Origin of the sequence: Streptomyces shaanxiensis (assembly GCF_039537145.1) — a bacterium.
Lineage (GTDB): Bacteria > Actinomycetota > Actinomycetes > Streptomycetales > Streptomycetaceae > Streptomyces > Streptomyces shaanxiensis.
The window spans coordinates 1-21,318 of record NZ_BAAAZY010000030.1; the positions used below are offsets into that span (position 1 = coordinate 1).

General features: G+C 69.5%; 22 protein-coding genes. 12 read left to right on the forward strand and 10 right to left on the reverse strand.

The genetic code is table 11. The features are described from left to right. The first annotated feature begins 31 nt into the window (after positions 1-31). From ABD932_RS40525 to ABD932_RS40540, 4 genes are all read left to right on the forward strand, one after another. Positions 32-211: a hypothetical protein gene (locus ABD932_RS40525; RefSeq protein WP_345021079.1), complete on the forward strand. Its 180-nt coding sequence runs from the start codon at positions 32-34 to the stop codon at positions 209-211. A gap of 165 nt (positions 212-376) precedes the next feature. Further along, the gene (locus tag ABD932_RS40530) at positions 377-1,012 is read left to right on the forward strand and encodes a BlaI/MecI/CopY family transcriptional regulator (protein ID WP_425587585.1); all 636 of its coding nucleotides are present in this window, start codon (positions 377-379) and stop codon (positions 1,010-1,012) included. 9 nt (positions 1,013-1,021) lie between these two features. Then, a complete protein-coding gene (locus tag ABD932_RS40535; RefSeq protein ID WP_126394030.1) occupies positions 1,022-1,585 on the forward strand; it encodes an amino-acid N-acetyltransferase in 564 nt (187 codons plus the stop codon). A gap of 258 nt (positions 1,586-1,843) precedes the next feature. Continuing rightward, the gene (locus ABD932_RS40540; protein WP_030959275.1) at positions 1,844-2,179 is read left to right on the forward strand and encodes a histone-like nucleoid-structuring protein Lsr2; all 336 of its coding nucleotides are present in this window, start codon (positions 1,844-1,846) and stop codon (positions 2,177-2,179) included. 78 nt (positions 2,180-2,257) lie between these two features. Here ABD932_RS40540 and ABD932_RS40545 read toward each other — a convergent pair whose 3' ends face one another. Next, on the reverse strand, positions 2,258-2,965 hold the full coding sequence (locus ABD932_RS40545; RefSeq protein ID WP_345021082.1) for an SCO3374 family protein: 708 nt from the start codon (positions 2,963-2,965) through the stop codon (positions 2,258-2,260). Positions 2,966-3,395: 430 nt separating this feature from the next. Between ABD932_RS40545 and ABD932_RS40550 the strand changes: the two genes are divergently transcribed. Continuing rightward, positions 3,396-5,921, forward strand: a complete 2,526-nt coding sequence (locus tag ABD932_RS40550; RefSeq protein ID WP_345021084.1) for an ATP-dependent Clp protease ATP-binding subunit — start codon at positions 3,396-3,398, stop codon at positions 5,919-5,921. Positions 5,922-5,994: 73 nt separating this feature from the next. On the opposite strand, the gene ABD932_RS40555 is transcribed toward ABD932_RS40550, so the two are convergent. Further along, a complete protein-coding gene (locus ABD932_RS40555; protein WP_345021086.1) occupies positions 5,995-6,639 on the reverse strand; it encodes an HAD family acid phosphatase in 645 nt (214 codons plus the stop codon). A gap of 494 nt (positions 6,640-7,133) precedes the next feature. Here ABD932_RS40555 and ABD932_RS40560 point away from each other — a divergent pair, with 494 nt between their 5' ends. Next, positions 7,134-7,739: a M23 family metallopeptidase gene (locus tag ABD932_RS40560; RefSeq protein WP_345021088.1), complete on the forward strand. Its 606-nt coding sequence runs from the start codon at positions 7,134-7,136 to the stop codon at positions 7,737-7,739. A 1-nt stretch (position 7,740) separates the two neighbouring features. Here the strand turns inward: ABD932_RS40560 and ABD932_RS40565 are convergent, their stop codons facing one another. Further along, entirely contained in the window at positions 7,741-8,340 is a 600-nt protein-coding gene (locus ABD932_RS40565; RefSeq protein ID WP_345021090.1) for a TetR/AcrR family transcriptional regulator, read from the reverse strand. A 118-nt stretch (positions 8,341-8,458) separates the two neighbouring features. Between ABD932_RS40565 and ABD932_RS40570 the strand changes: the two genes are divergently transcribed. From ABD932_RS40570 to ABD932_RS40580, 3 genes are all read left to right on the forward strand, one after another. Further along, complete coding sequence (locus ABD932_RS40570; RefSeq protein ID WP_345021091.1) at positions 8,459-10,024, forward strand: MDR family MFS transporter; 1,566 nt, start codon at positions 8,459-8,461, stop codon at positions 10,022-10,024. 82 nt (positions 10,025-10,106) lie between these two features. Continuing rightward, positions 10,107-10,544, forward strand: a complete 438-nt coding sequence (locus tag ABD932_RS40575; protein WP_345021093.1) for a helix-turn-helix transcriptional regulator — start codon at positions 10,107-10,109, stop codon at positions 10,542-10,544. Between the two features lie 61 nt (positions 10,545-10,605). Next, positions 10,606-11,040: a VOC family protein gene (locus ABD932_RS40580; RefSeq protein WP_345021095.1), complete on the forward strand. Its 435-nt coding sequence runs from the start codon at positions 10,606-10,608 to the stop codon at positions 11,038-11,040. Between the two features lie 31 nt (positions 11,041-11,071). Here the strand turns inward: ABD932_RS40580 and cseC are convergent, their stop codons facing one another. The 5 genes from cseC to ABD932_RS40605 form a co-directional block, all read right to left on the reverse strand. After that, a complete protein-coding gene (gene cseC / locus ABD932_RS40585; protein WP_345021097.1) occupies positions 11,072-12,571 on the reverse strand; it encodes a two-component system sensor histidine kinase CseC in 1,500 nt (499 codons plus the stop codon). An 11-nt stretch (positions 12,572-12,582) separates the two neighbouring features. Next, positions 12,583-13,287, reverse strand: coding sequence for a two-component system response regulator CseB (cseB, locus tag ABD932_RS40590; protein WP_345021099.1), 705 nt, complete (start codon positions 13,285-13,287; stop codon positions 12,583-12,585). 161 nt (positions 13,288-13,448) lie between these two features. Then, entirely contained in the window at positions 13,449-14,198 is a 750-nt protein-coding gene (locus ABD932_RS40595; protein ID WP_425587586.1) for a hypothetical protein, read from the reverse strand. After that, positions 14,186-14,725, reverse strand: coding sequence for a SigE family RNA polymerase sigma factor (locus ABD932_RS40600; protein WP_003999062.1), 540 nt, complete (start codon positions 14,723-14,725; stop codon positions 14,186-14,188). The genes ABD932_RS40595 and ABD932_RS40600 overlap by 13 nt, the downstream gene beginning before the upstream one ends. A 303-nt stretch (positions 14,726-15,028) precedes the next feature. After that, positions 15,029-15,967, reverse strand: coding sequence for an HhH-GPD family protein (locus ABD932_RS40605; RefSeq protein WP_345021103.1), 939 nt, complete (start codon positions 15,965-15,967; stop codon positions 15,029-15,031). A 140-nt stretch (positions 15,968-16,107) separates the two neighbouring features. Here ABD932_RS40605 and ABD932_RS40610 point away from each other — a divergent pair, with 140 nt between their 5' ends. After that, positions 16,108-17,706: a sensor histidine kinase gene (locus tag ABD932_RS40610; protein WP_345021105.1), complete on the forward strand. Its 1,599-nt coding sequence runs from the start codon at positions 16,108-16,110 to the stop codon at positions 17,704-17,706. Further along, complete coding sequence (locus ABD932_RS40615) at positions 17,703-18,362, forward strand: response regulator transcription factor (protein WP_345021107.1); 660 nt, start codon at positions 17,703-17,705, stop codon at positions 18,360-18,362. Before ABD932_RS40610 ends, ABD932_RS40615 begins: the two co-directional genes overlap by 4 nt. Positions 18,363-18,365: 3 nt before the next feature. Here the strand turns inward: ABD932_RS40615 and ABD932_RS40620 are convergent, their stop codons facing one another. Then, positions 18,366-18,998, reverse strand: a complete 633-nt coding sequence (locus ABD932_RS40620) for a phosphatase PAP2 family protein (protein WP_345021109.1) — start codon at positions 18,996-18,998, stop codon at positions 18,366-18,368. 186 nt (positions 18,999-19,184) lie between these two features. On the opposite strand from ABD932_RS40620, the gene ABD932_RS40625 reads away from it, so the two are divergent. After that, positions 19,185-20,012, forward strand: a complete 828-nt coding sequence (locus ABD932_RS40625; RefSeq protein WP_345021111.1) for a hypothetical protein — start codon at positions 19,185-19,187, stop codon at positions 20,010-20,012. 157 nt (positions 20,013-20,169) lie between these two features. Here ABD932_RS40625 and disA read toward each other — a convergent pair whose 3' ends face one another. Then, positions 20,170-21,294, reverse strand: coding sequence for a DNA integrity scanning diadenylate cyclase DisA (gene disA, locus ABD932_RS40630; RefSeq protein ID WP_126394045.1), 1,125 nt, complete (start codon positions 21,292-21,294; stop codon positions 20,170-20,172). Positions 21,295-21,318 lie beyond the last annotated feature (24 nt).

The following is a 21,318-nucleotide window of genomic DNA, read 5'->3' on the forward strand; positions in this document are numbered from 1 at the left end:
CCCCCACCCATCCCCTGGCTACCCTGGACGCATGGACTACGTCTCCGCACTCCTCCCCCCGGCCGTCATGGCCGTGTTCTTCATCGGTGTGATCAGGGTGATCGTGAAGACCCAGGGCGGAGCCAACAAGGCCAAGGAGGACGCGGCCGTCGACGCCGCCCTCGCGCGCGCGGACGGCACCCGCCAGGCGTCCGCGACCCCGGACGTCTGAGCGGACAGCGGACAGGCGCCGCAACCGGCGAGCTCACCGGCGTACGACTCAAGCCATCGCTTTCCGAGTCGTACGCCCTTTTTGTTCCCGTTTGCTGGAGAAAGTGCACGTCCGGCACGCCAACCCCCGGATTTCCCACTATTGTTCTGAGTTGTGCCTCGCCCATTGGGAGAACTCGAAGACGCGGTCATGACGCGGGTGTGGAAGTGGAACCGCCCGGTGACCGTTCGAGAAGTCCTGGAAGATCTCCAGCAGGAACGGTCCATCGCGTACACCACGGTGATGACCGTTTTGGACAATCTCCATCAGAAGGGCTGGGTACGCCGCGAAGCGGAAGGCCGGGCCTATCGATATGAGGCGGTCTCCACGCGAGCCGCCTACGCAGCCGCCCTGATGAACGACGCCTGGTCGCAGAGCGACAACCCCGCCGCCGCGCTCGTCGCCTTCTTCGGCATGATGAGCGACGAACAGCGCCACGCCCTGCGAGACGCCGTACGCATCGTCCAGGGCCCGGAAACACCCGAGCCCACGGAACCGCCCGATACACGCCGCGTTACGAGCACCGATACCAGCAGCAGCGATACAGGCAGCAGCGATACAGGCAGCAGCGATACAGGCAGCGTCGATACCGCCGGCACCGATACCGGCACCGATAGCGACCGCACCCTTACCACCGGCACCGATACCTCCGGCGCAGATACCTCCGGCACAGATACCAGCAGCGCCGATACCAGCCCGGATACCCGTACCGATACCGGCCGTGAGAACCCCGCCTCGGCGCAGGACCCCCGCGGGCGATAGCGTCCGCTCATGTCAGCAGAGAGCCACTCCGCCGAGAGCCCCTCGGCGGAGAGCCCAGAAGTCACCGCAAAAGCCATCACCGTCCGGCGGGCCCGCACCAGCGATGTCCCGGTGGTGCGTCGTCTCCTTGACGAGTACGTCCAGCGTCGCATCCTGCTCGACAAAGCCACGGTCACGCTTTACGAGGACATCCAGGAGTTCTGGGTCGCAGAACGCGACGACAACGGCGAGGTCGTCGGCTGCGGCGCCCTGCACGTGATGTGGGAAGACCTGGCGGAAGTCCGCACTCTCGCCGTGAAGCCCGGCCTGAAGGGCGCCGGCGTCGGTCATCAGTTGCTGGAGAAGTTGCTGCACACCGCGCGCTGGCTCGGCGTTCGACGGGTTTTCTGTCTGACCTTCGAAGTGGACTTCTTCGGCAAGCACGGCTTCGTCGAGATCGGCGAGACCCCGGTTGACACCGATGTCTACGCGGAGCTGCTGCGTTCCTATGACGAGGGCGTGGCGGAGTTCCTCGGTCTCGAACGAGTGAAACCGAACACCTTGGGCAACAGCCGGATGCTTCTGCATCTGTGATCGCCGGGGATCCACCAAGGATCCACAACCCGTATTCAGGCCGAGCGGCCATGCCCGGGTTCCCTATGTCCGAAACGCGCATGTTTCCGGACGAGGGTCGGGCCTCTCGGTCTCTCTGGGTCTCTCCCGGGGGTTTGTGTTTTTCCCGCAAAAGCGGTTTGCTTTCCGACGTACTGCAGTACTGCATATAACAGGGGACGGTGAAACGGCGGACGCCGTAGACCCCCGGCCCTCAAGTTATCGATGAAAGGAAATCCGGTGGCACAGAAGGTTCAGGTCCTTCTTGTCGACGACCTCGACGGCGGCGAGGCGGACGAGACCGTGACGTTCGCGCTGGACGGCAAGACGTACGAGATCGATCTCACGACTGCCAATGCGGACAAGCTCCGTGGCCTTCTCGACCCTTACGTGAAGGGCGGTCGTCGTACCGGAGGCCGCGCTTCGGGTGGCCGCGGAAAGGCGCGGGCCGCTTCCGGTGGCAGCCAGGACACCGCGCAGATCCGCGCGTGGGCCAAGGAGAACGGCTACGAGGTCAACGACCGCGGCCGTGTTCCCGCGTCCATTCGCGAGGCATACGAGAAGGCCAACGCCTGATCAAGGCCGCAGCTTGATCAATGGCCAATGTCTGGTCCAAGGCCAGAGTTCGACCGGCGAACAGGCCAAAAGCCTGTTCTACGGACAGGGCGACGGCTGGGCGCCCGCGCGGCGCAGCCGCAAGCGGTGGCAATGCGTGGCCACCGTGTCCAGAACCCGCACCAGATCGGGGGCGCCCCCACCGCCCCCCATGGCCGACAGTGTCGGCAGCGAGGCCTCGACCTCGCCCCCAGGCTCGGGGGGCCGCAGCCACACGGCGGCCCCCTTCACGGCATCGGGGCGGCCCGCGGAAAGCGGCCGCACCGCGCAGGGCACCGGCAGGCAAGGACGCCGTACGGCCGCCCTCGGTCCGGGCTCGGCGGGATGCCGTACTACGGCCGTGACGGGCCCCCACTCGGATCGCACCGGCGCCTCCATGAGGTCGCCCTCGCCGAGCGTCGTCAGGTCCAGGGGCAGCGTGCCCCACTCCAGCCAGTCCAGCGCTCCAGGGACCTCCTGCGCGTCGCCCGCGGCGATGAGCAGCCGCATCCGGTCGCCCCCCACGGCCACCGGGGACCCCGGCGCCAGATGACGCAGCGCCGCGCGGCCCGCCGCGGCCGGGACGTCCAGGACGTCGAAGCGCGGACCTACCCGAAGGAACAGCGGGGATCCGGGCGCTCCGGGCACCACCGGCCAGCCCAGTTCGTTCTCGTACCACCGACGGACCTGATCGCTCGGATCGAGCGGCCGACGGGGAAGGGGGATCGTGGCGAGGTCCGTGGTGATCACGGGGCGGGTGCCGACCATGCCAAGTGCAACCGCCGAAAGAGCATGCGAGTTACGCTGGGTGTCCTGACGAATGCGCAGAGTGCCGAAAAGGGGGCGTGCGGGGGGTGCGGGGAGGCGCAAGGTTGTTCGCCCGTAGCGGAGGGAACCGGGGGGCGCGGCATGGAGTGTCAGTCCCAGCGGGTAAGACATCCCTAGTGGGAGGGGGCGACACGCAGGACAGTGGGTCTCACGTTCGCCATCGGCGTACTGATGGTGAGGGTAACCACCTGGCCTGCGGGAACATCGTCTCGCACCATCGGGTTGGAGCAGATGTCGGCGTCACGGGTCAGGAGGCCATCGACGGTGTCGGCAGTTGGAATGAGCGGTCCCCGCTTGCGGGACTAAGCTGCGGAAGGACAGGGAGGGGAAGTTCCCCCCACTGCCTGACCGCTCTGAGGAGCGATTAACGATGTTCGAGAGGTTCACCGACCGCGCGCGGCGGGTTGTCGTCCTGGCTCAGGAAGAAGCCCGGATGCTCAACCACAACTACATCGGCACCGAGCACATCCTCCTGGGCCTGATCCATGAGGGTGAGGGTGTCGCCGCCAAGGCCCTTGAGAGCCTCGGGATTTCGCTCGAGGCGGTCCGCCAGCAGGTGGAGGAGATCATCGGGCAGGGGCAGCAGGCCCCGTCCGGGCACATCCCCTTCACCCCCCGTGCCAAGAAGGTCCTGGAGCTGTCGCTCCGCGAGGCCCTTCAGCTGGGCCACAACTACATCGGCACGGAGCACATCCTGCTCGGCCTGATCCGTGAGGGCGAGGGCGTCGCCGCCCAGGTCCTGGTCAAGCTGGGCGCAGATCTCAACCGGGTGCGGCAGCAGGTCATCCAGCTGCTCTCCGGCTACCAGGGCAAGGAGACCGCCACCGCCGGCGGGCCTGCCGAGGGCACCCCCTCGACGTCCCTGGTCCTCGACCAGTTCGGCCGGAACCTCACCCAGGCCGCTCGTGAGTCCAAGCTCGACCCGGTCATCGGGCGCGAGAAGGAGATCGAGCGGGTCATGCAGGTGCTGTCCCGCCGTACCAAGAACAACCCGGTCCTGATCGGTGAGCCCGGCGTCGGCAAGACCGCCGTCGTCGAGGGCCTCGCCCAGGCCATCGTCAAGGGCGAGGTGCCCGAGACCCTCAAGGACAAGCACCTCTACACCCTGGACCTCGGCGCGCTGGTCGCCGGCTCCCGCTACCGCGGTGACTTCGAGGAGCGCCTGAAGAAGGTCCTCAAGGAGATCCGCACCCGCGGCGACATCATCCTGTTCATCGACGAGCTCCACACGCTGGTCGGTGCGGGTGCCGCCGAGGGCGCCATCGACGCGGCTTCCATCCTGAAGCCGATGCTGGCCCGCGGTGAGCTGCAGACCATCGGTGCGACCACGCTGGACGAGTACCGCAAGCACCTGGAGAAGGACGCGGCCCTGGAGCGCCGTTTCCAGCCCATCCAGGTCGCCGAGCCGTCCCTGCCGCACACGATCGAGATCCTCAAGGGTCTGCGCGACCGGTACGAGGCCCACCACCGGGTCTCCATCACCGACGAGGCGCTGGTCCAGGCCGCCACCCTGGCCGACCGGTACATCTCGGACCGCTTCCTGCCGGACAAGGCGATCGACCTGATCGACGAGGCCGGTTCCCGGATGCGCATCCGCCGGATGACCGCGCCGCCGGACCTGCGCGAGTTCGACGAGAAGATCGCCGGTGTCCGCCGCGACAAGGAGTCCGCGATCGACTCGCAGGACTTCGAGAAGGCCGCCTCCCTGCGTGACAAGGAGAAGCAGCTCCTCGCCGCGAAGGCCAAGCGGGAGAAGGAGTGGAAGGCCGGCGACATGGACGTCGTCGCCGAGGTCGACGGCGAGCTGATCGCCGAGGTCCTCGCGACCGCCACCGGCATCCCGGTCTTCAAGCTGACCGAGGAGGAGTCCTCGCGTCTGCTGCGCATGGAGGACGAGCTCCACAAGCGGGTCATCGGCCAGGTCGACGCCGTCAAGGCGCTGTCGAAGGCGATCCGCCGTACGCGTGCCGGTCTGAAGGACCCGAAGCGTCCGGGTGGTTCGTTCATCTTCGCCGGCCCGTCCGGTGTCGGTAAGACCGAGCTGTCCAAGGCGCTCGCCGAGTTCCTCTTCGGTGACGAGGACGCGCTGATCTCCCTCGACATGTCGGAGTTCAGCGAGAAGCACACGGTCTCGCGTCTCTTCGGTTCGCCTCCCGGATACGTGGGCTACGAAGAGGGCGGCCAGCTGACCGAGAAGGTCCGCCGCAAGCCGTTCTCCGTCGTCCTCTTCGACGAGGTCGAGAAGGCCCACCCGGACATCTTCAACTCGCTGCTGCAGATCCTGGAGGACGGTCGCCTGACCGACTCCCAGGGCCGGGTCGTGGACTTCAAGAACACGGTCATCATCATGACGACCAACCTCGGCACCCGGGACATCTCCAAGGGCTTCAACCTGGGCTTCGCGGCCTCGGGTGACACGAAGACCAACTACGAGCGCATGAAGAACAAGGTCTCGGACGAGCTCAAGCAGCACTTCCGCCCCGAGTTCCTCAACCGCGTCGACGACGTGGTCGTCTTCCCGCAGCTGACCCAGGACGACATCCTCGCGATCGTCGACCTGATGATCGGCAAGGTGGACGAGCGCCTGAAGGACCGGGACATGGGCATCGAGCTCTCCCAGTCCGCCAAGGAGCTGCTGTCCAAGAAGGGTTACGACCCGGTGCTGGGTGCGCGTCCGCTGCGTCGCACCATCCAGCGCGAGATCGAGGACACGCTGTCGGAGAAGATCCTCTTCGGCGAGCTGCGTCCCGGTCACATCGTGGTCGTGGACACCGAGGGCGAGGGCGAGACCAAGACCTTCACCTTCCGCGGTGAGGAGAAGTCGGCGCTGCCGGACGTCCCGCCGATCGAGCAGGCGGCCGGTGGATCCGGGCCGAACCTGAGCAAGGAGGCCTGACCCTCCGGGGGTTGAGCCGAAGAAAGGGGCCGGTGCTGAAAAGCACCGGCCCCTTTCGTATGCCCGAGGGGGCTTACGACAACTGACCGTCGTAGTCAGGCAGCTTGTACGTCTTCTCGGCGTGGCCGCCCGACAGGTCGGTGGCGCTGTTGCCGATGTTCGCGATGATCGTGTAGCCCTTGTTCTCGATGTCGACGCGCTGGGCCGTCTTGTACTCGGCGACATTCTTGAAGAGGTCGATGAAGCTGCGCACGTAGAGGCCGGAGACCCGGTAACCGACGTGCTTGAGGTTGTAGTCGGTCACCGAGGCGATGATGCCCGGGCGGGCGGTCACGAAGAACAGGGAGACGCCGTGCTCCTGGGCGTACTTGGCGACTTCCAGGACCGGCTTGTTGGCCGGCTGCGGGTAGCTGAAGCCGAAGTCCGTCTCCAACGTCGTGTTGTCGATGTCGAAGACGATCGCCTGCTTCTCACCCGGCTTGGTGTTCGCGATCCGCTGCTTCAGATAGGGCAGTGCCTGGCCCATCAGTGCCTGGCAGTCCTGCTGCCAGGTGGCGTAGTCGACATCCGCCGAAGATGCCGTCGCTGCCGCAGTGGTGGCGGAGGAAGTGCTTGTCGCGGTCGTGGTCGCCGCGTCGGCGGGGACCGCGAGGGCCACGAGGGCGGCGGCGGAGGCGGTGCTGACCGCGATACGGCGCGCCCAGGGGCGAAGCGTCATGTGGGGGTCCTCTCACGTCACGTGCGCGGGTTGTCGCGTGCATGGTCGTGTGCGTGGGTGGCTGGTGGGGAACCAGCGGGTTACCGGACGGTAGCTCACGTTGAGGCGTCGCTCACATAACTGCGCAGGATTTCGTTACGAGTTGGCGGATGGGCCGGGTAGCGCCCGTCACATTCCGGGGTCTCTTGATTGCGCTCGGCGGTGACATGCCGCACAGGCGATTTGTCCGTTACTAGTGGGAATAGTGGAAGCGGAGCCTCGGACAAAAGGGACTTTGATTACGTAAATGACTGTGCGGTTTCCGCATCCGTGCTGGTTCGTCCGGAATGAGGGCTCTGTCAAGATGCGGTGATTTTTATGGCGGAGTACTAGCGTCAGTCGTAGATAAGGGGTTTTGGGGTTCGGGCGGCCGGGGGTTACCAAGGGATGGCCATCCGGTGAGCGCCCAGTGCGTCGGGTGGTTTTCTCTGTCGCCGTCCCCCATGAGGTTTCGCATGTCTCCGCGCTTCTCCTTCCGTTCGCCCCGTACGTCCGCGTTCCGCACCCGTGCCGCTGTGGTGGCCGCCGGCCTGGGGGCCTCGGTCGTGCTGGGCGCCGGAGGCGCGGTCGCTGCCGAGCTGACCTCCGCCACCGGTGTCTCCACCGCCGTACAGGCTCAGTCCGCCGCCGCCAAGCAGGCCGCGTCCTGGGTGAGCCCGGTGAAGAAGTACACGAAGTCCGCGAGCTACGCGCAGGCCGGTGGCATGTGGCAGTCCACCCACAGCGGGCAGGACTTCGCCGTCGCCAGCGGCACCCAGGTCGTGGCCGCGCACGGCGGCACCGTCGTCAAGGCCGGCGGCAACGGCGCCGGTGACGGTCCCGCGTACGGCAACGCCGTCGTCATCAAGCACGGCAACGGGACCTACTCCCAGTACGCCCACCTGTCGCGCATCGACGTGAAGGTCGGCCAGGTCGTCAAGACCGGCCAGCAGATAGCCAAGTCCGGCAACACCGGTAACTCCAGTGGGCCGCACCTGCACTTCGAGATCCGTACGACCGCCAGCTACGGCTCCGCGGTCGACCCCGTCGCCTTCCTGCGGGCCAAGGGTCTGAAGATCTGAGTCACCGAGCCGTTCGGGTGCCCTGATGCGCCTGAGTGACCAGGTCCGTGGCGACCTCGAGGACTGCCTTGTGCTTGTCCACGGGGTCGCCTTCGAGGTCCTGCAGGAGGAACATCCCGGCGTGCAGCGTGAACAGGGCGCTGATGCAGCGGACCTGGTCGACCAGGTCGGAGTCCGGGTCGATGACGATGTCGCGCATGCCGAGCATGCGGTTCTTGAACATCTCGCCGATGCTCAGTTCGCGCACCGTCGCCTGGTTCTCCTGCATGAAGCGGAACAGCGGTGCCGCGTCGGTCAGGGCCTGGCTGTAGCGGCGCACGATCTCTTGCTTGGTGTCGAGTGAGTGCGGCTGCTGCCGGCCCCACTCGATCAGTTCCTCGATCGGCTTCGTCAGATCCTCGAAGATGCTGACGATGATCTCTTCCTTGGTCTTGAAGTGGTAGTACAAGGCCGCTTTCGTGACCTCCAGGCGCTCGGCGATCTCGCGCAGGGAGGTCTTCTCGTAGCCCTGCTCGGCGAAGAGTTCGAGGGCCACGTCCTGGATGCGCTGGCGGGTGTTCCCGCGGCGCCGCTGCTTGGTGCCGTCCATGGTGCCACCCATCCTCGTACTCCTCGGCTTTCCATGAAACTTACTTGACGCCCGGCTAGTTACGCGCCTACCTTCCCTGAGTGTAGACAACTAGCCGGGCGGCAAGTAAGTGGCTGGGGGAGTGGGGACCATGGCGGACACACTGGCAGTGGACACAGGACCGGCGGATCAGGCGAAGCAAGCCGATCAGGCCGACAAGCAGCCGAAGAGCGTACGGGTCGTGCTGCTCGCGCTGATGATCACGATGATGCTGGCGATGCTCGACAACATGATCGTGGGCACCGCGATGCCGACGATCGTGGGTGAGCTGGGCGGCCTGGAGCATCTGTCGTGGGTCGTGACGGCGTACACCCTGGCGACCGCGGCCTCCACTCCGCTGTGGGGCAAGATCGGCGACATGTACGGCCGCAAGGGCGTCTTCATGTCGTCGATCGTGCTGTTCCTGATCGGCTCCGCGCTCAGCGGCATGGCCCAGGACATGGGGCAGCTGATCGCGTTCCGGGCAGTGCAGGGGCTCGGTGCCGGTGGTCTGATGGTCGGCGTCATGGCGATCATCGGCGATCTGATTCCGCCGCGGGAGCGGGGCAAGTACCAGGGCATGATGGCCGGCGTGATGGCGCTCGCGATGATCGCCGGGCCGCTGGTCGGCGGCACCATCACCGACCACTGGGGCTGGCGCTGGGCGTTCTACATCAACCTGCCGCTCGGCGTCGTGGCGCTCGCCGCGATCAGTGCCGTGCTGCATCTGCCGAAGAAGCGGGCACAGGCGCGGATCGACTATCTGGGCGCCGCGCTGCTGACCGTGGGGATCACCGCGATCGTGCTGGTCACCACATGGGGCGGTACGGAGTACGCCTGGACGTCCGCGCGGATCATGGAGCTCATCGGGATCGGGGTGGCCTCGCTCGTCGGGTTCGTGTTCTGGCAGACCAGGGCCGCGGAGCCGGTGGTCCCGCTGCACATCTTCCGCAGCCGGAACTTCACGCTGATGTCCCTGATCGGCTTCATCACCGGGTTCGTGATGTTCGGCGCGACACTCTTCCTGCCGCTGTACCAGCAGTCGGTGCAGGGCGCCTCCGCCACCAACTCCGGGCTTCTGCTGCTGCCGATGCTCGGCGCGATGCTGGTCACGTCGATGGTCGCCGGGCGGGTGACCACCAACACCGGGCGCTACAAGGTCTTCCCGGTCGTCGGCAGCGTCCTGATGGTCGTCGGCCTGTACCTGCTGTCGACGATGGACACCGGGACGAGCCGGTTCACCTCCGGGGTGTTCATGGCCGTGGTCGGCTTCGGCATGGGCTGTCTGATGCAGATCACCATGCTGGTCGCGCAGAACAGCGTCGAGATGAAGGACATGGGCGTCGCGTCCTCGTCCACCACGCTCTTCCGTACGCTCGGCTCCTCGTTCGGCGTCGCGATCATGGGCGCGCTGTTCAACAACCGGGTGCAGGACGTCATGTCCGAGCGGGGCGGGTCGCTGGGGTCGAAGGTGACCGAGCAGTCGGCACAGCTGGACGCGGCGAGCCTGGCGAAGCTGCCGGAGGCGGTGCGCGAGGCGTACCAGCACGCGGTGTCGGCCGGCACGCACTCGGCGTTCCTGCTGGGGGCCGTGATCGCCGTGCTGTCCCTGGCGGCGGCCGTGTTCGTGAAGGAGGTGCCGCTCAAGGGGGCGGGGCCGCAGGAGGACACCGCCTGAGCGCGCGGTACCTGGAAGGTCCTCGGGTGGGGTGCCGCCCGAGGACCTTTCGTTGTCAGTGGGCCGTGTCACCATCGGGTTCATGGACAAGGTGCGGCAGCTGCGGCTGGCCAAGGACGCGATGGACCGGGAGTGGGCCGATCCGGAGCTCGACCTGGTTGCCGTTGCCGCGCACGCCGGGTACTCGCGGTATCACTTCGTGCGGGCCTTCAAGGAGGTGTACGGCGAGACCCCGGGGCAGTACCTGACGCATCGGCGGATCGAGCGGGCCGAGGAGTATCTGCGGGTGGCCAATCTGACCGTGACGGAGATCTGCCACCTGGTCGGCTTCAGCAGCCTCGGGACGTTCTCGGCGAAGTTCAAGGCGCGCACCGGCCTGTCGCCGAGCGAGTACCGCGAGAAGCACGTGGGGCGCGGGGCCGCGCTGATACCGGGCTGCTACGCGATGTTGTGGGCGGGCGGCTTCCGGCGGCGGGAGGACAGGCCGGCGGGGGAGAGCAACTCTGGAGAAGCGCTCTGACGGCGCCCCTGCCTAACGTGACGGAAGGAATCGCGAAGGCACAGCAGGGGAGAGCAGCGTCATGATCAAGGGCCTGGGCATCACCACCGTTTGGACGTTCGACCAGCAGCGGACCAAGGCGTTCTTCACCGAGAAGATCGGCTTCGAGGTGCGCAACGACCTGTCCATGGGCGACATGAGGTGGGTCACGGTGGGGGCCAAGGGGCAGCCGGACGTCGAGCTCGCGCTCATGAGCCTGGACGGGCCGGGGCTGGACGCCGAGTCCTCCGAGGCGCTGAAGAAGCTCGTCGCGAAGGGGGTCATCGGCGCCGGGGCGTTCCACACCGACGACTGCCGCGGGGACTACGAGACCTTCAGCGCGCGCGGGGTGGAGTTCATCCAGGAGCCCCAGGAGCGGCCGTACGGCATCGAGGCGATCTTCCGCGACGACAACGGCAACTGGTACTCGCTGACCGAGCGGAACGAGGAGCTCGACTTCTCCAAGTCGTTCGGGTGAGCCCCGGGCGGGAGGAGCCACCCGGCCGCCGCTACGGCAGCATCGGGTAGCTCCCCGTGTTCGTCGGTGCGTGCTCCGGGAGCCAGAGGACGGCCACCGCGCCCTCGGCCTGCACATGCTCGGGGGCGCCCGCCGGGCGTACGTTGCGGAAGGTCAGACGGGCACCCAGCACCCGGGCCTGACCTGCCGCGATCGTCAGGCCGAGGCCGTGGCCGTGGCCCGAGCGGTCGCTGCTGCCCGTGCGGAAGCGGCTCGGGCCGTCGGCGAGCAGGTCCTCGGGGAAACCGGGGCCGTGGTCGCGGACCCGGATGACCCGGCCCTCGACGCTGACCTCGATCGGCGGCCTGCCGTGCCGCGCCGCGTTGGCCAGCAGGTTGAACAGCACCCGCTCCAGGCGCCGCGGGTCGGTCGTGACCGCCGACTCGTGGATGACCCGCACCTCGATGGCGGGATCCTTCGCCGCGACCCGCCGGCTGACGAACTCGCCCAGCATGATGTCCTGCAGTTCGGCCCGCTCCGAGGCACTGTCCAGGCGGGCCACCTCCAGGACGTCCTCGACGAGCTTGCGCATGGCCTTCGCCCGGTCCAGGACCAGCTCGGTGGGCCGGCCCGGCGGCAGCAGCTCGGCCGCCGTCAGCAGCCCGGTCACCGGCGTGCGCAACTCGTGCGCGATGTCCGCGGTGACCCGGCGCTCCGCGTCCAGCCGCTGCTGCAGCGCGTCCGCCATGGCGTCCACCGCGCTCGCGAGGTCGTCGGTCTCGTCCCGTACGACACCCCCGATGGCGTCCCGCACCCGCACGTCCGGCTCACCGCTCGCGACCTGGTTCGCCGCGGCCGCCGCCTTGCGCAGCCGGCGCGACAGCTGCCCGCCGATGAGGACGCCGAGCGCGCTGCCGCCGACGACGACCGAGATGGAGCCGATGATCATGGCCTGGTCGAGGCGGTTGAGGATGTGTTCGCTGCGGTCGGTCCAGCCGGTGCGCAGCGACAGGACGTGCCCGTCGTTGAGCGGCACGGCGGCCCAGATGTCGGGCGCCCCGCTCGACGTGTTCGTCACATACGTCGCCCGCCGGCCCTCCTCGACCTTGTCCCGCAGCGCCCTCGGCAGCGCCGGGTCGTCGATCGTGGCGTTGGGGAAGTTCAGCCGCTTGGACTGCTCGTAGCTGCGCTGGGCGATCTGGATGCGCTCGTCCGCGAGGTCACGCGCGCTGTCCAGCATCGAGACCCGGGCCTGGTTGTGCACGACCAGGCTCAGCACGACCGCCACCAGCGCGCCGACCAGCGCGATCGCCGCACTCAGCTTCCATCTCAGGCCCGTACGAATGTCCACCCGGCTGCCCACGCGGTTACCCGCACGCCTGTTCGTGCGCTTGCCCGCATGCCCGCTCACTGCCGTGTCCGTGCGACCGATCACGCCGGTGTCCGTACGACCGACCACACGCGTGGCCGCGATGTCCGCCGGATCCGTGAGGCCCGCGTGCCCTGTCCGTCCCGCGCCGGACGGGACCGGGCGTCTGAACATCCCCCTCATGCCGGCCCCGCTCAGGCCTTCAGCTTGTAGCCGAAGCCACGGACCGTCTCGATACGGTCCTGGCCGATCTTCGTCCGCAGCCGCTGCACATGGACGTCGACGACCCGGGTGTCCCCGCCCCAGCCGTAGTCCCACACGCGCTCCAGCAGCTTGTCCCGCGACAGCACCGTGCCCGGCGCCGAGGAGAACTCCAGCAGCAGCCGCATCTCGGTCGGCGTGAGCGCCACCGGCTGTCCGGCCTTGCGTACCTCCATGCCCTCGGTGTCGACCTCCAGATCGCCGAAGGCCAGCACCCCGCCGGTGGCGGCCGCATCGGCCTCCTCGGCCCGGTCGCCGCCGCTCGCGTGTCCGAAGCGGCGCAGCACGGCGCGGATCCGCGCGACCAGCACGGCACCGTCGAACGGCTTGGTCACGTAGTCGTCCGCGCCCGCCTCCAGGCCCAGCACCACGTCGATCGAGTCCGCCCGCGCCGAGAGCATGATCACCGGCACGGTCGACTCGTCACGGATACGACGGCACAGGCTGACCCCGTCCAGACCGGGGACCATGACGTCCAGCAACGCGATGTCCGGCCGGTCCGCCCGGAACGCCTCCAGGCCCGACAGCCCGTCGGGCATGGCGGTGACCGCGAAGCCGTCCCGCTCCAGGGCGAGTTGGGTGGCCTCGCGGATGACGTCGTCGTCCTCGACGAACAGGACGTGGGTCTGGTCTGCCATCCCGGTGCTCTCAGTCCTCGTATGCCGTGTGCCGTGTGCCGTGTGCCGTGTGCCGTGTGCCGTGTGTGGTGTGCCGTGTGGCGTCTGTCGTGTGTCGAGTGCTACTTGAGGGACGCGCGGACCGGCCGATGCGTTCACCGCGGTCGCCGCGCGCCCGCTCCTCAGCTGTCGGGAGCCGCCGACTCGTCACCTCCGCCGAGGTCGCCGTACTCGGTACGTGTGTCGTACTCGCGGACGAAGCGGTCGGACTTCCACAGGTATGAGATCACGTTCTCGCTGGACGGGTTCGACAGCGCGTCGTCCTTGGCGTACACCTGCTCGGTCACCACCAGGTAGCCGCGGTCGATCTCCGCGTAGACCGGAGGCTCCTCGGCCTTGAACACATTGCGGTACTCGCCGTCCTGCTCCCGGTACACGTACGACGCGACGCCGACCGAATCGCCGCAGGACAGGACGTTGACCACGATGTCCTCCGTCGATCCGCCGGTCAGTTCGCCGTACGACACGTCGACGGGATAGTCGTCGGACACGCACGGCTGCAGCTCGCGCTTGACCTCTCCCGACACCTTGGGGTCCGCCTTGACCAGACGCACGGCCTCCGCCGGGTCCGGGGCGGCCGAGGCGGAGGGCGTGGCCATGGGAGCGAGCGACGACTTGGCGGCCGAGCCGCCCGACAGGTCGGCGTGCGCCGGTCCCTCGTCGCGGGCGCCGGTGCCGCCGGTGGCGCACGCGGAGACGAAAAGGGCGAGGGCGACGACCACGGCCATCGCCGTGAACGCCGCCTGCAAGGTCCCCCGGACGGGTGCGCGTCCGGGGCGGTCGGATCCGATCTCCGCGGAATCCCCGTCCGTGCCCCGGTCACCCCTGTCCGTGTGCCTGGTGCCGCCCGCCGTGGTGCCTAGGCCGCGCAACGCTCCCGCTCCTCACGCTCCAGCGCGCGTGCGTCCAGATCGCGGCTCTCCAGCTCCTCGCGGAGCCGGGCGAGCGCCCGGTGCAGCGTGCTCTTGACCGTCCCGGCCGACATACCGAGGGCCGCGGCCGTCTCCTCCGTGGACATCTGCTCCCAGTGTCGCAGCACCACGACGCTGCGCTGCTTCGGTGCCAGAACCTTCATGATGTCCATCAGCAGGGCGCGGTCCGCGTGCTGCTCGGTGGAGTCGTCGACCGAGGCGTCCGGGAGCTGCTCGGTGGGCACCTCCTCCAGCTTGCGGGCCCGCCACCACTCGGTCCGCGTGTTGATCATCACGCGACGCAGGTAGGCGTCCGCGAGCCGCTTGTCCGCTATGCCGTCCCAGCGGTGGTACGTCCGCACCAGCGCCGTCTGCAGCAGGTCCTGGGCGTCCACCGGGTCCGGGACCAGTCGGCGGGCACTGCGCAGCAGCGCGTCCTGCCGGGTGCGGACGTACTCCTCGAACTCGAGCACCTCGCCCTGCGCCATGTTGACCGCCTCCCGTTTCCCCGTTCCCGGCCGGCTTGTCCGCCGTCGGTTCCACTGCCTGTGGTTCGTAGTCGTCCCCGCCTGTCGGGCACGGAAATGAAGCTACGGAGGCGTTGTCACGGGCCTGTCCGAAGCAGCCTGCGGCTAGCGCTCGGCTGTCCGTCGGTTGTGTAACGGAAGAAGGAAAAGGGCAAAACGAGGGCGCAGTTGATTGGCGTATGGGGTGATTTGTCCGCATGTCGGCCGTGGGATTGCTGTGCGTCGTGTGTTGCGGAGACCCTGCGGCTGTGATGTGACTGTGCGTCAGGTCAGGGGCAGTCGGTACGTCCCGTCCGGCAGCGGCTCCACCAGGCCGTCCGCGACCAGGCCGTCCAGGGCACGGGCGCGCTGCACCGGTTCGTGCCACACGCGGTCCAGGGCCGCCTGCGGGACGGGCGAGTGGGCCTCACGCAGTACGGCGAGCAGCTTGCCGCGCACCTGGCGGTCGGTACCGGCGTACGTCTGGCCGCGTCGCGGCGGCCCGTCGTGCTCCGGCTTGCCCGCGAGCCGCCAGGCGCACTGGGCGGCGATCGGGCAGCGGTGGCACGACTCGTTCTTGGCGGTGCACACCAGCGCGCCCAGCTCCATGGAGGCCGCGGCCCAGCGCGCGGCGGTGCGCTCGTCGTCGGGGAGCAGGGTGCGGGCGAGCTTGCGTTCGGCGGCGGTGGTGGCGTTCGGCGGGTACTGCACGCCGGTGACGGCGCGGGCGAAGACCCGGCGGACGTTGGTGTCCAGGACGGGATGCCGCTGGCCGTACGCGAAGGAGGCCACGGCGGCCGCCGTGTACTCACCGATGCCGGGCAGCGCGAGGAGCTGGGCGTGGTCGGTCGGTACGTCCCCGCCGTGCCGTTCCGCTATGGCGACGGCGGCGCCGTGCAGCCGCAGCGCGCGGCGCGGGTAGCCGAGCCGGCCCCAGGCGCGCACGGCCTCGCCGGGGGCGTCCTTGGCGAGGTCGGCGGGGCGGGGCCAGCGGGCGAGCCACTGTTCGTAGACGGGCAGGACGCGGTTCACCGGCGTCTGCTGGAGCATGAACTCACTGACCATCACTCCCCAGGGGCCGGCCTCGGGGCGCCGCCAGGGGAGGTCGCGGGCGTTGTCGTCGAACCAGTCGATAACAGCGCCGTGCAGCGGGCTCTCTCCGAGGGAGGTGTCGGAGGGGGCGTCGGCAGGGCTGTCGGGGGAGGGTTTTGTGGGCGCAGTCATGGCCTTCCGATCCTGCCACGTCGGGGGCGGTCGGGTGGGTAGGCGGCGGTGCCGGTGCGTTTGTGGCTGGCCGAGAAGACGCGCAGTACCTGACGATCGGCAGGGGCGGCGCCGTGACCCCCGCTTGTAGCGTCGAGCGAATGGAACGTCCTCGCACATGGCGGGCCTGCCTCCTGTGGGCCGTCCTCGTGCTGCCCGCCCTCACGGCCGACCGGCTCGGGATGAACGAACCGCGTGCCATGGGGCAGCAGATGGCAGGGCTGGTCGTGCTCGCCGCCGCGGTCGGCGTGGCGCGGCGGCAGCCGCCCGCGGCCTTCGCACTGACGGCCGTGTGGAGCCTGGCCTCGGCTCCTGCCCTGTTCACCGTCTCCTACGGTCCCGCGCTCGGCGTCTTCGCGCTGCTGCTCGGGCTGCGTACGGCAGGGGTGCGCCCGGCGGCGATCGTCTTCGGGGCCGTCGGCTGTGCCGGTACGGCGAGGATCGCGCTGTTCGGGGTCGATCCGGCGCCGGAGTGGGTGGTGCTGACGGGCACGCTGCTCTTCGGCTGTGTGTTCCCCTGGCTCGGTGGCCGCTACTGGCGGCAGAGCCGGCAGCTGACCGAGGCCGGCTGGACGCGGGCCGCGCGGCTCGAGGGCGAGCAGCGCATCGCCGAGGAGCGCGCCCGGCTGCGCGAGCGGGCCCGGATCGCCCAGGACATGCACGACTCCCTGGGGCACGAGCTGAGCCTGATCGCCCTGCGCGCGGGCGCCCTCCAGGTGGCCCCCGACCTCCCGGACCACCACCGCACCGCCGCCGCCGACCTGCGCGCGGCCGCCGCCGACGCCACCGAACGGCTGCACCGCATCATCGGCGTCCTGCGGGAGGAGGACGAGCCGGTGTCCCTGACCCCGCCGGGCGAGACGGTCGAGCAACTCGTCGCACGGGCCGCCGAGTCGGGGTTGGCGGTGCGGTGGGAGCCGGTGGGGGACGGTGCGGCGGCGCGGCGGCCGGCCGGTGAAGTCGCCGAGCGGGTCCTGTACCGGGTGGTCCGCGAGGCCCTGACCAACGCGGCCCGGCATGCGCCGGGTGCCGAGGTCACCCTGGCGGCGGACAGGGAGGCCGACGGCACGACGGTCACGGTGGCCAACGGACAGGGCGCCCGCACGGCGCCGAGCCCCTCCGCCCCGCCCTCCTCCTCCGGCGGCACCGGCCTCCGGGCCCTCCGCGCCGCCGTCACCGCGGTCGGCGGCGACTTCGAGGCCGGTCCGTGCGGGGAGGGATTCCGTGTGCGCGCGTACATCCCCGAGCAGGCCGGCGCCACCCCCGTACGGCCGACGCCGACCCCGGCCCCGTACGCCCCCTTCACCCGAGCCCGCCGCCGCGTGGCGCTCGCCTTCGCTGCCGCCGTCGGCGCGGGCGTGGTGCTCGTCGGCGGGGCGTTCTCCTGGTACGCGTACACCGAGACCCACTCGGTGCTGCCGCCCGCCGCCTACGCCGAACTGCGGCTGGGAGCCTCGGGCAGCGATATCGCGCAGGTCCTGCCGGACCGCACCGTGCGGGACGCCCCCGTGGAGCGCGCGCCCGTGCCGCCCCCGAAGGGCAGCGACTGCCGCTACTACCGCGCGAGCGGCGAACTCCTCGTCTCCGTCGACCACTTCAGGCTCTGCTTCGACGCAGCGGGGCGGCTGGTCGCCAAGGACGTGATCCCCAGAGCCGGTCTTTCCCAACGCCCTTCCACCGATGAGGAGTTCGCGCAGTGATCCGCGTACTGCTGGCCGACGACGAGGCGATGGTGCGGGCCGGTGTGCGCGCCATCCTGGCGAGCGGCGGTGAGACCGAGGTCGTCGCGGAGGCGGGCGACGGGCGCGAGGCGGTCGAGCTGACCCGCGCGCACCGGCCGGACGTGGCCCTGCTGGACATCCGCATGCCCCGCCTGGACGGACTCGCCGCGGCGGAGGAGATCGTACGAACCGTCCCCGGCACGGCCGTGGCGATGCTCACCACCTTCTCCGAACAGGCTTACGTGGCCCGCGCCCTCGGCGGCGGCGTGACCGGCTTCCTGCTGAAGTCCGGGGACCCGTACGAACTGATCGCCGGTGTAAGGGCGGTGGCGGGTGGCGCGGCCTTCCTGTCGCCGAAGGTCGCGCGGTACGTCATCGACGGACTGGGCGGCAGCGACGGCCGACTCGGCCGCGAGGCCGCCGCACGCGCGCGCGTGGACGGGCTCAGCCCGCGCGAGCGTGAGGTGCTCGGGCTGGTCGGCGCGGGCCTGTCCAACCCGGAGATCGCCGCCCGGCTGCACCTCGTGGAGGGCACGGTGAAGGCGTATGTGAGCGCGGTGCTCGACCGGTTGGGGGTGCGCAACCGGGTGCAGGCGGCGATCGTGGCGTACGAGGCGGGGCTGGTGGAGTCGTGAGACTCAGTGCATGTCGTACGAGGGGACGCGCGCCGGTCCCGGCCCCGTGAACCACCGAACTGCGGGTGCCGATGAGGCTCGCATCGCCTCCGCCAGCCGCGTCGCCGGACACGTGGACAGCCGTACGACCGTCAGCGCGACCAGCGCGCCGAACGCGAGGCCCGCCGCGACGTCGTGTGGGTAGTGGACGCCGACGAAGACGCGGGAGAAGGCCATGAGGAGGGCCAAGGGGGCCGTCAGCCACAGGAGGGTGCGGCGCGTCAGGGCCAGGGCGACGGCCGCGGCGCCCGCGATCGTGGCGTGGTTGCTGGGGAAGGACCAGTCGCCCGGCGGTGGGCAGGCGCTGAGCGGAGCGCTCGCGTCCGGCACCGCCCGGCACGGACGCTCCTGTGTGACAAGGGACTTGAGCACCTCACTGCAGATGTACGCCACAGCCGTGGCCAGAGGTGCAAGGGCCGCGATCGCGAACGCGCGGGCGCTGTCGCCCCTGGCCCGCCACCACGTGGTGACGAACAGCGCGGCGAACAGCAGCAGTCCGGCCTCCGTCCCGGTCTCGGCGGTGTGCTGTACCCACGTTGGGGTGTCCCGGGCGGAGTCGGTGATGTCGCGATAGAGCTCGGCGTCCTCGAAGTTCATGGTCACGGACCGTAGGCAACGGGCCGATACCGTCACATCCTGCGATCGTCAGGTGCCGCCCCTGACGGAAGACAGGGGTGAGGCGGCCGCCGCCGGACGGTTTCCGGGATGATGATCCGGAAAAGTTGATGCCCTGGGCGGCGGGTGGGGCAGGCTGACGGGCTGATCTCTCGTACAGTTTGCGCCGTGGGATCTCTGCGCAATCCGGTCGGGCCGCTTCCCTCCACCATCTACTGGCGACGGAGGGCCGTACTGCTGTCTGTGGTCGCCCTGTTGGCGCTGCTGGTCACCTGGGTGCTCGCATCGGGTGGCGGAGGCGGCAAGAACAACGCGGGCGGCTCGGACGGCAAGAATCCCGGGCCCTCGACGATCACGCCGGGCCCGTCGGGTTCGGGGCCGGCGATCAGTCAGGCACCGGGCGGACGGGACGAGTCTCCCGGCGGCGCGGACTCCGGCGGGTCGGGGTCCGGTGACGGCTCCGGGTCCGGAGACGGCGGCGATTCCGGTGACGGGGACTCCGGCGGGTCGGCCGGCTCGGGCAGCGGATCCGCGGGGGGCGGCTCCGGCAGCGGTGTCGGCATGGACGACACGGTCGCCGAAGGCTCCTCGCTGCCCGGCTGCATCGCGGGCCAGGTGAAGTTGACCGTGCGGAGCCGGCAGAACGCGTACGACCCCGGGGAGACGCCCGCCCTGCTGCTGACCGCGACGAACACCTCCACCTATGACTGCAAGGTCGATCTCGGCCCGAGGAACGCGGTGGTGACGATCACTCAGGCGGGAGCCGAGGACGACTTCTGGTCCTCCGCCGACTGCCCCGAGGTCACCCGCAGCCTGCCGTTCCGGGTGCCCGCCGGGTCGAGCATCACGTACACGGTGAAGTGGGACCGCAGCTCGAGCGCCCCGCAGTGCGCGACGCCTGCCGCGGGGTCGGCGGAGGCGGGGACGTACCTGGTGGAGACGAAGACACCGGGCTTCGGGACGGCACAGACGTCGTTCGTGCTGGAGAACGACTGACGGCAGGTGGTGCGGTCGGCTGCGGTCGGCGTAGCTGCGGGCAGTCGTGCCGCTTGGGCGGCACGGGTGAGCGCAGCGGCACCCCGCCGGCGCCGGGCTGCGCGACGTTCCTGCCCGAGCACCGACGCCGAGCGCGGCTACACCACGGCTCGCAAACTCAGACGTACCGCTCCAGAATCGAGCTCTCCGCAAGCCGCGAAAGCCCCTCCCGCACGCTCCGCGCCCGAGCCTCCCCGACCCCGTCCACCGTCTGCAGGTCGTCCACACTCGCGGCGAGCAGCTTCTGCAGCCCCCCGAAGTGCTCCACCAGCCGATCGATGATCGCCCCCGGCAGCCGCGGCACCTTGGCCAGCAGCCGGAAGCCGCGCGGGGACACCGCCGAGTCCAGCGCCTCGGGGGAGCCGGTGTAGCCCAACGCCCGTGCCACCGTGGGCAGTTCCAGGAGCTCGGCGTGGGTGAGGGCGTCCAGCTCGTACAGCGCCTCGTCGACCGTGCGGGAACGCTTGGCCGTCGGCTCGGGGACATAGTCGCGCACCACGAGCTCGCGCTCGGGCTCCACGCCCGCGATCAACTCGTCCAGCTGGAGCGCCAGAAGACGCCCGTCCGTACCCAGCTCCACCACGTACTCGGCGATCTCGGTCGCGATGCGGCGCACCATCTCCAGCCGCTGGGCGACCGCGGAGACGTCGCGGACCGTCACCAGGTCCTCGATCTCCAGCGCTGACAACGTTCCCGCGACCTCGTCGAGGCGGAGCTTGTAGCGCTCCAGGGTGGCCAGGGCCTGGTTGGCGCGGGAGAGGATCGCGGCGGAGTCCTCCAGGACGCGGCGGTGTCCGTCGACGTACAGGGCGATGAGCCGCATCGACTGGGAGACGGAGACGACCGGGAAGCCGACCTGCTTGCTGACCCGGTCCGCCGTGCGGTGCCGGGTGCCCGTCTCCTCCGTGGGGATCGTCGGGTCCGGAACCAGCTGGACGCCGGCGCGCAGGATCTTCGACAGGTCGGACGACAGCACGATGCCGCCGTCGAGCTTGCACAGCTCCCGAAGCCGCGTTGCCGTGAACTCGACATCCAGGACAAATCCGCCCGTGCACATCACTTCGACGGTCTTGTCGGAGCCGAGCACGATGAGTCCGCCGGTGTTGCCGCGGAGAATCCGTTCGAGGCCGTCGCGCAGGGCCGTGCCTGGTGCCACGGCGCTCAGTGAGGCGCGCATCAGGCCATCGGCACCGGAGCTCCCACCGGACTTTCCGGGAGCTGCTGCCCGGTCGTTGGCTGCCACTGCACTCCTCCGGTCGCAGGTTCT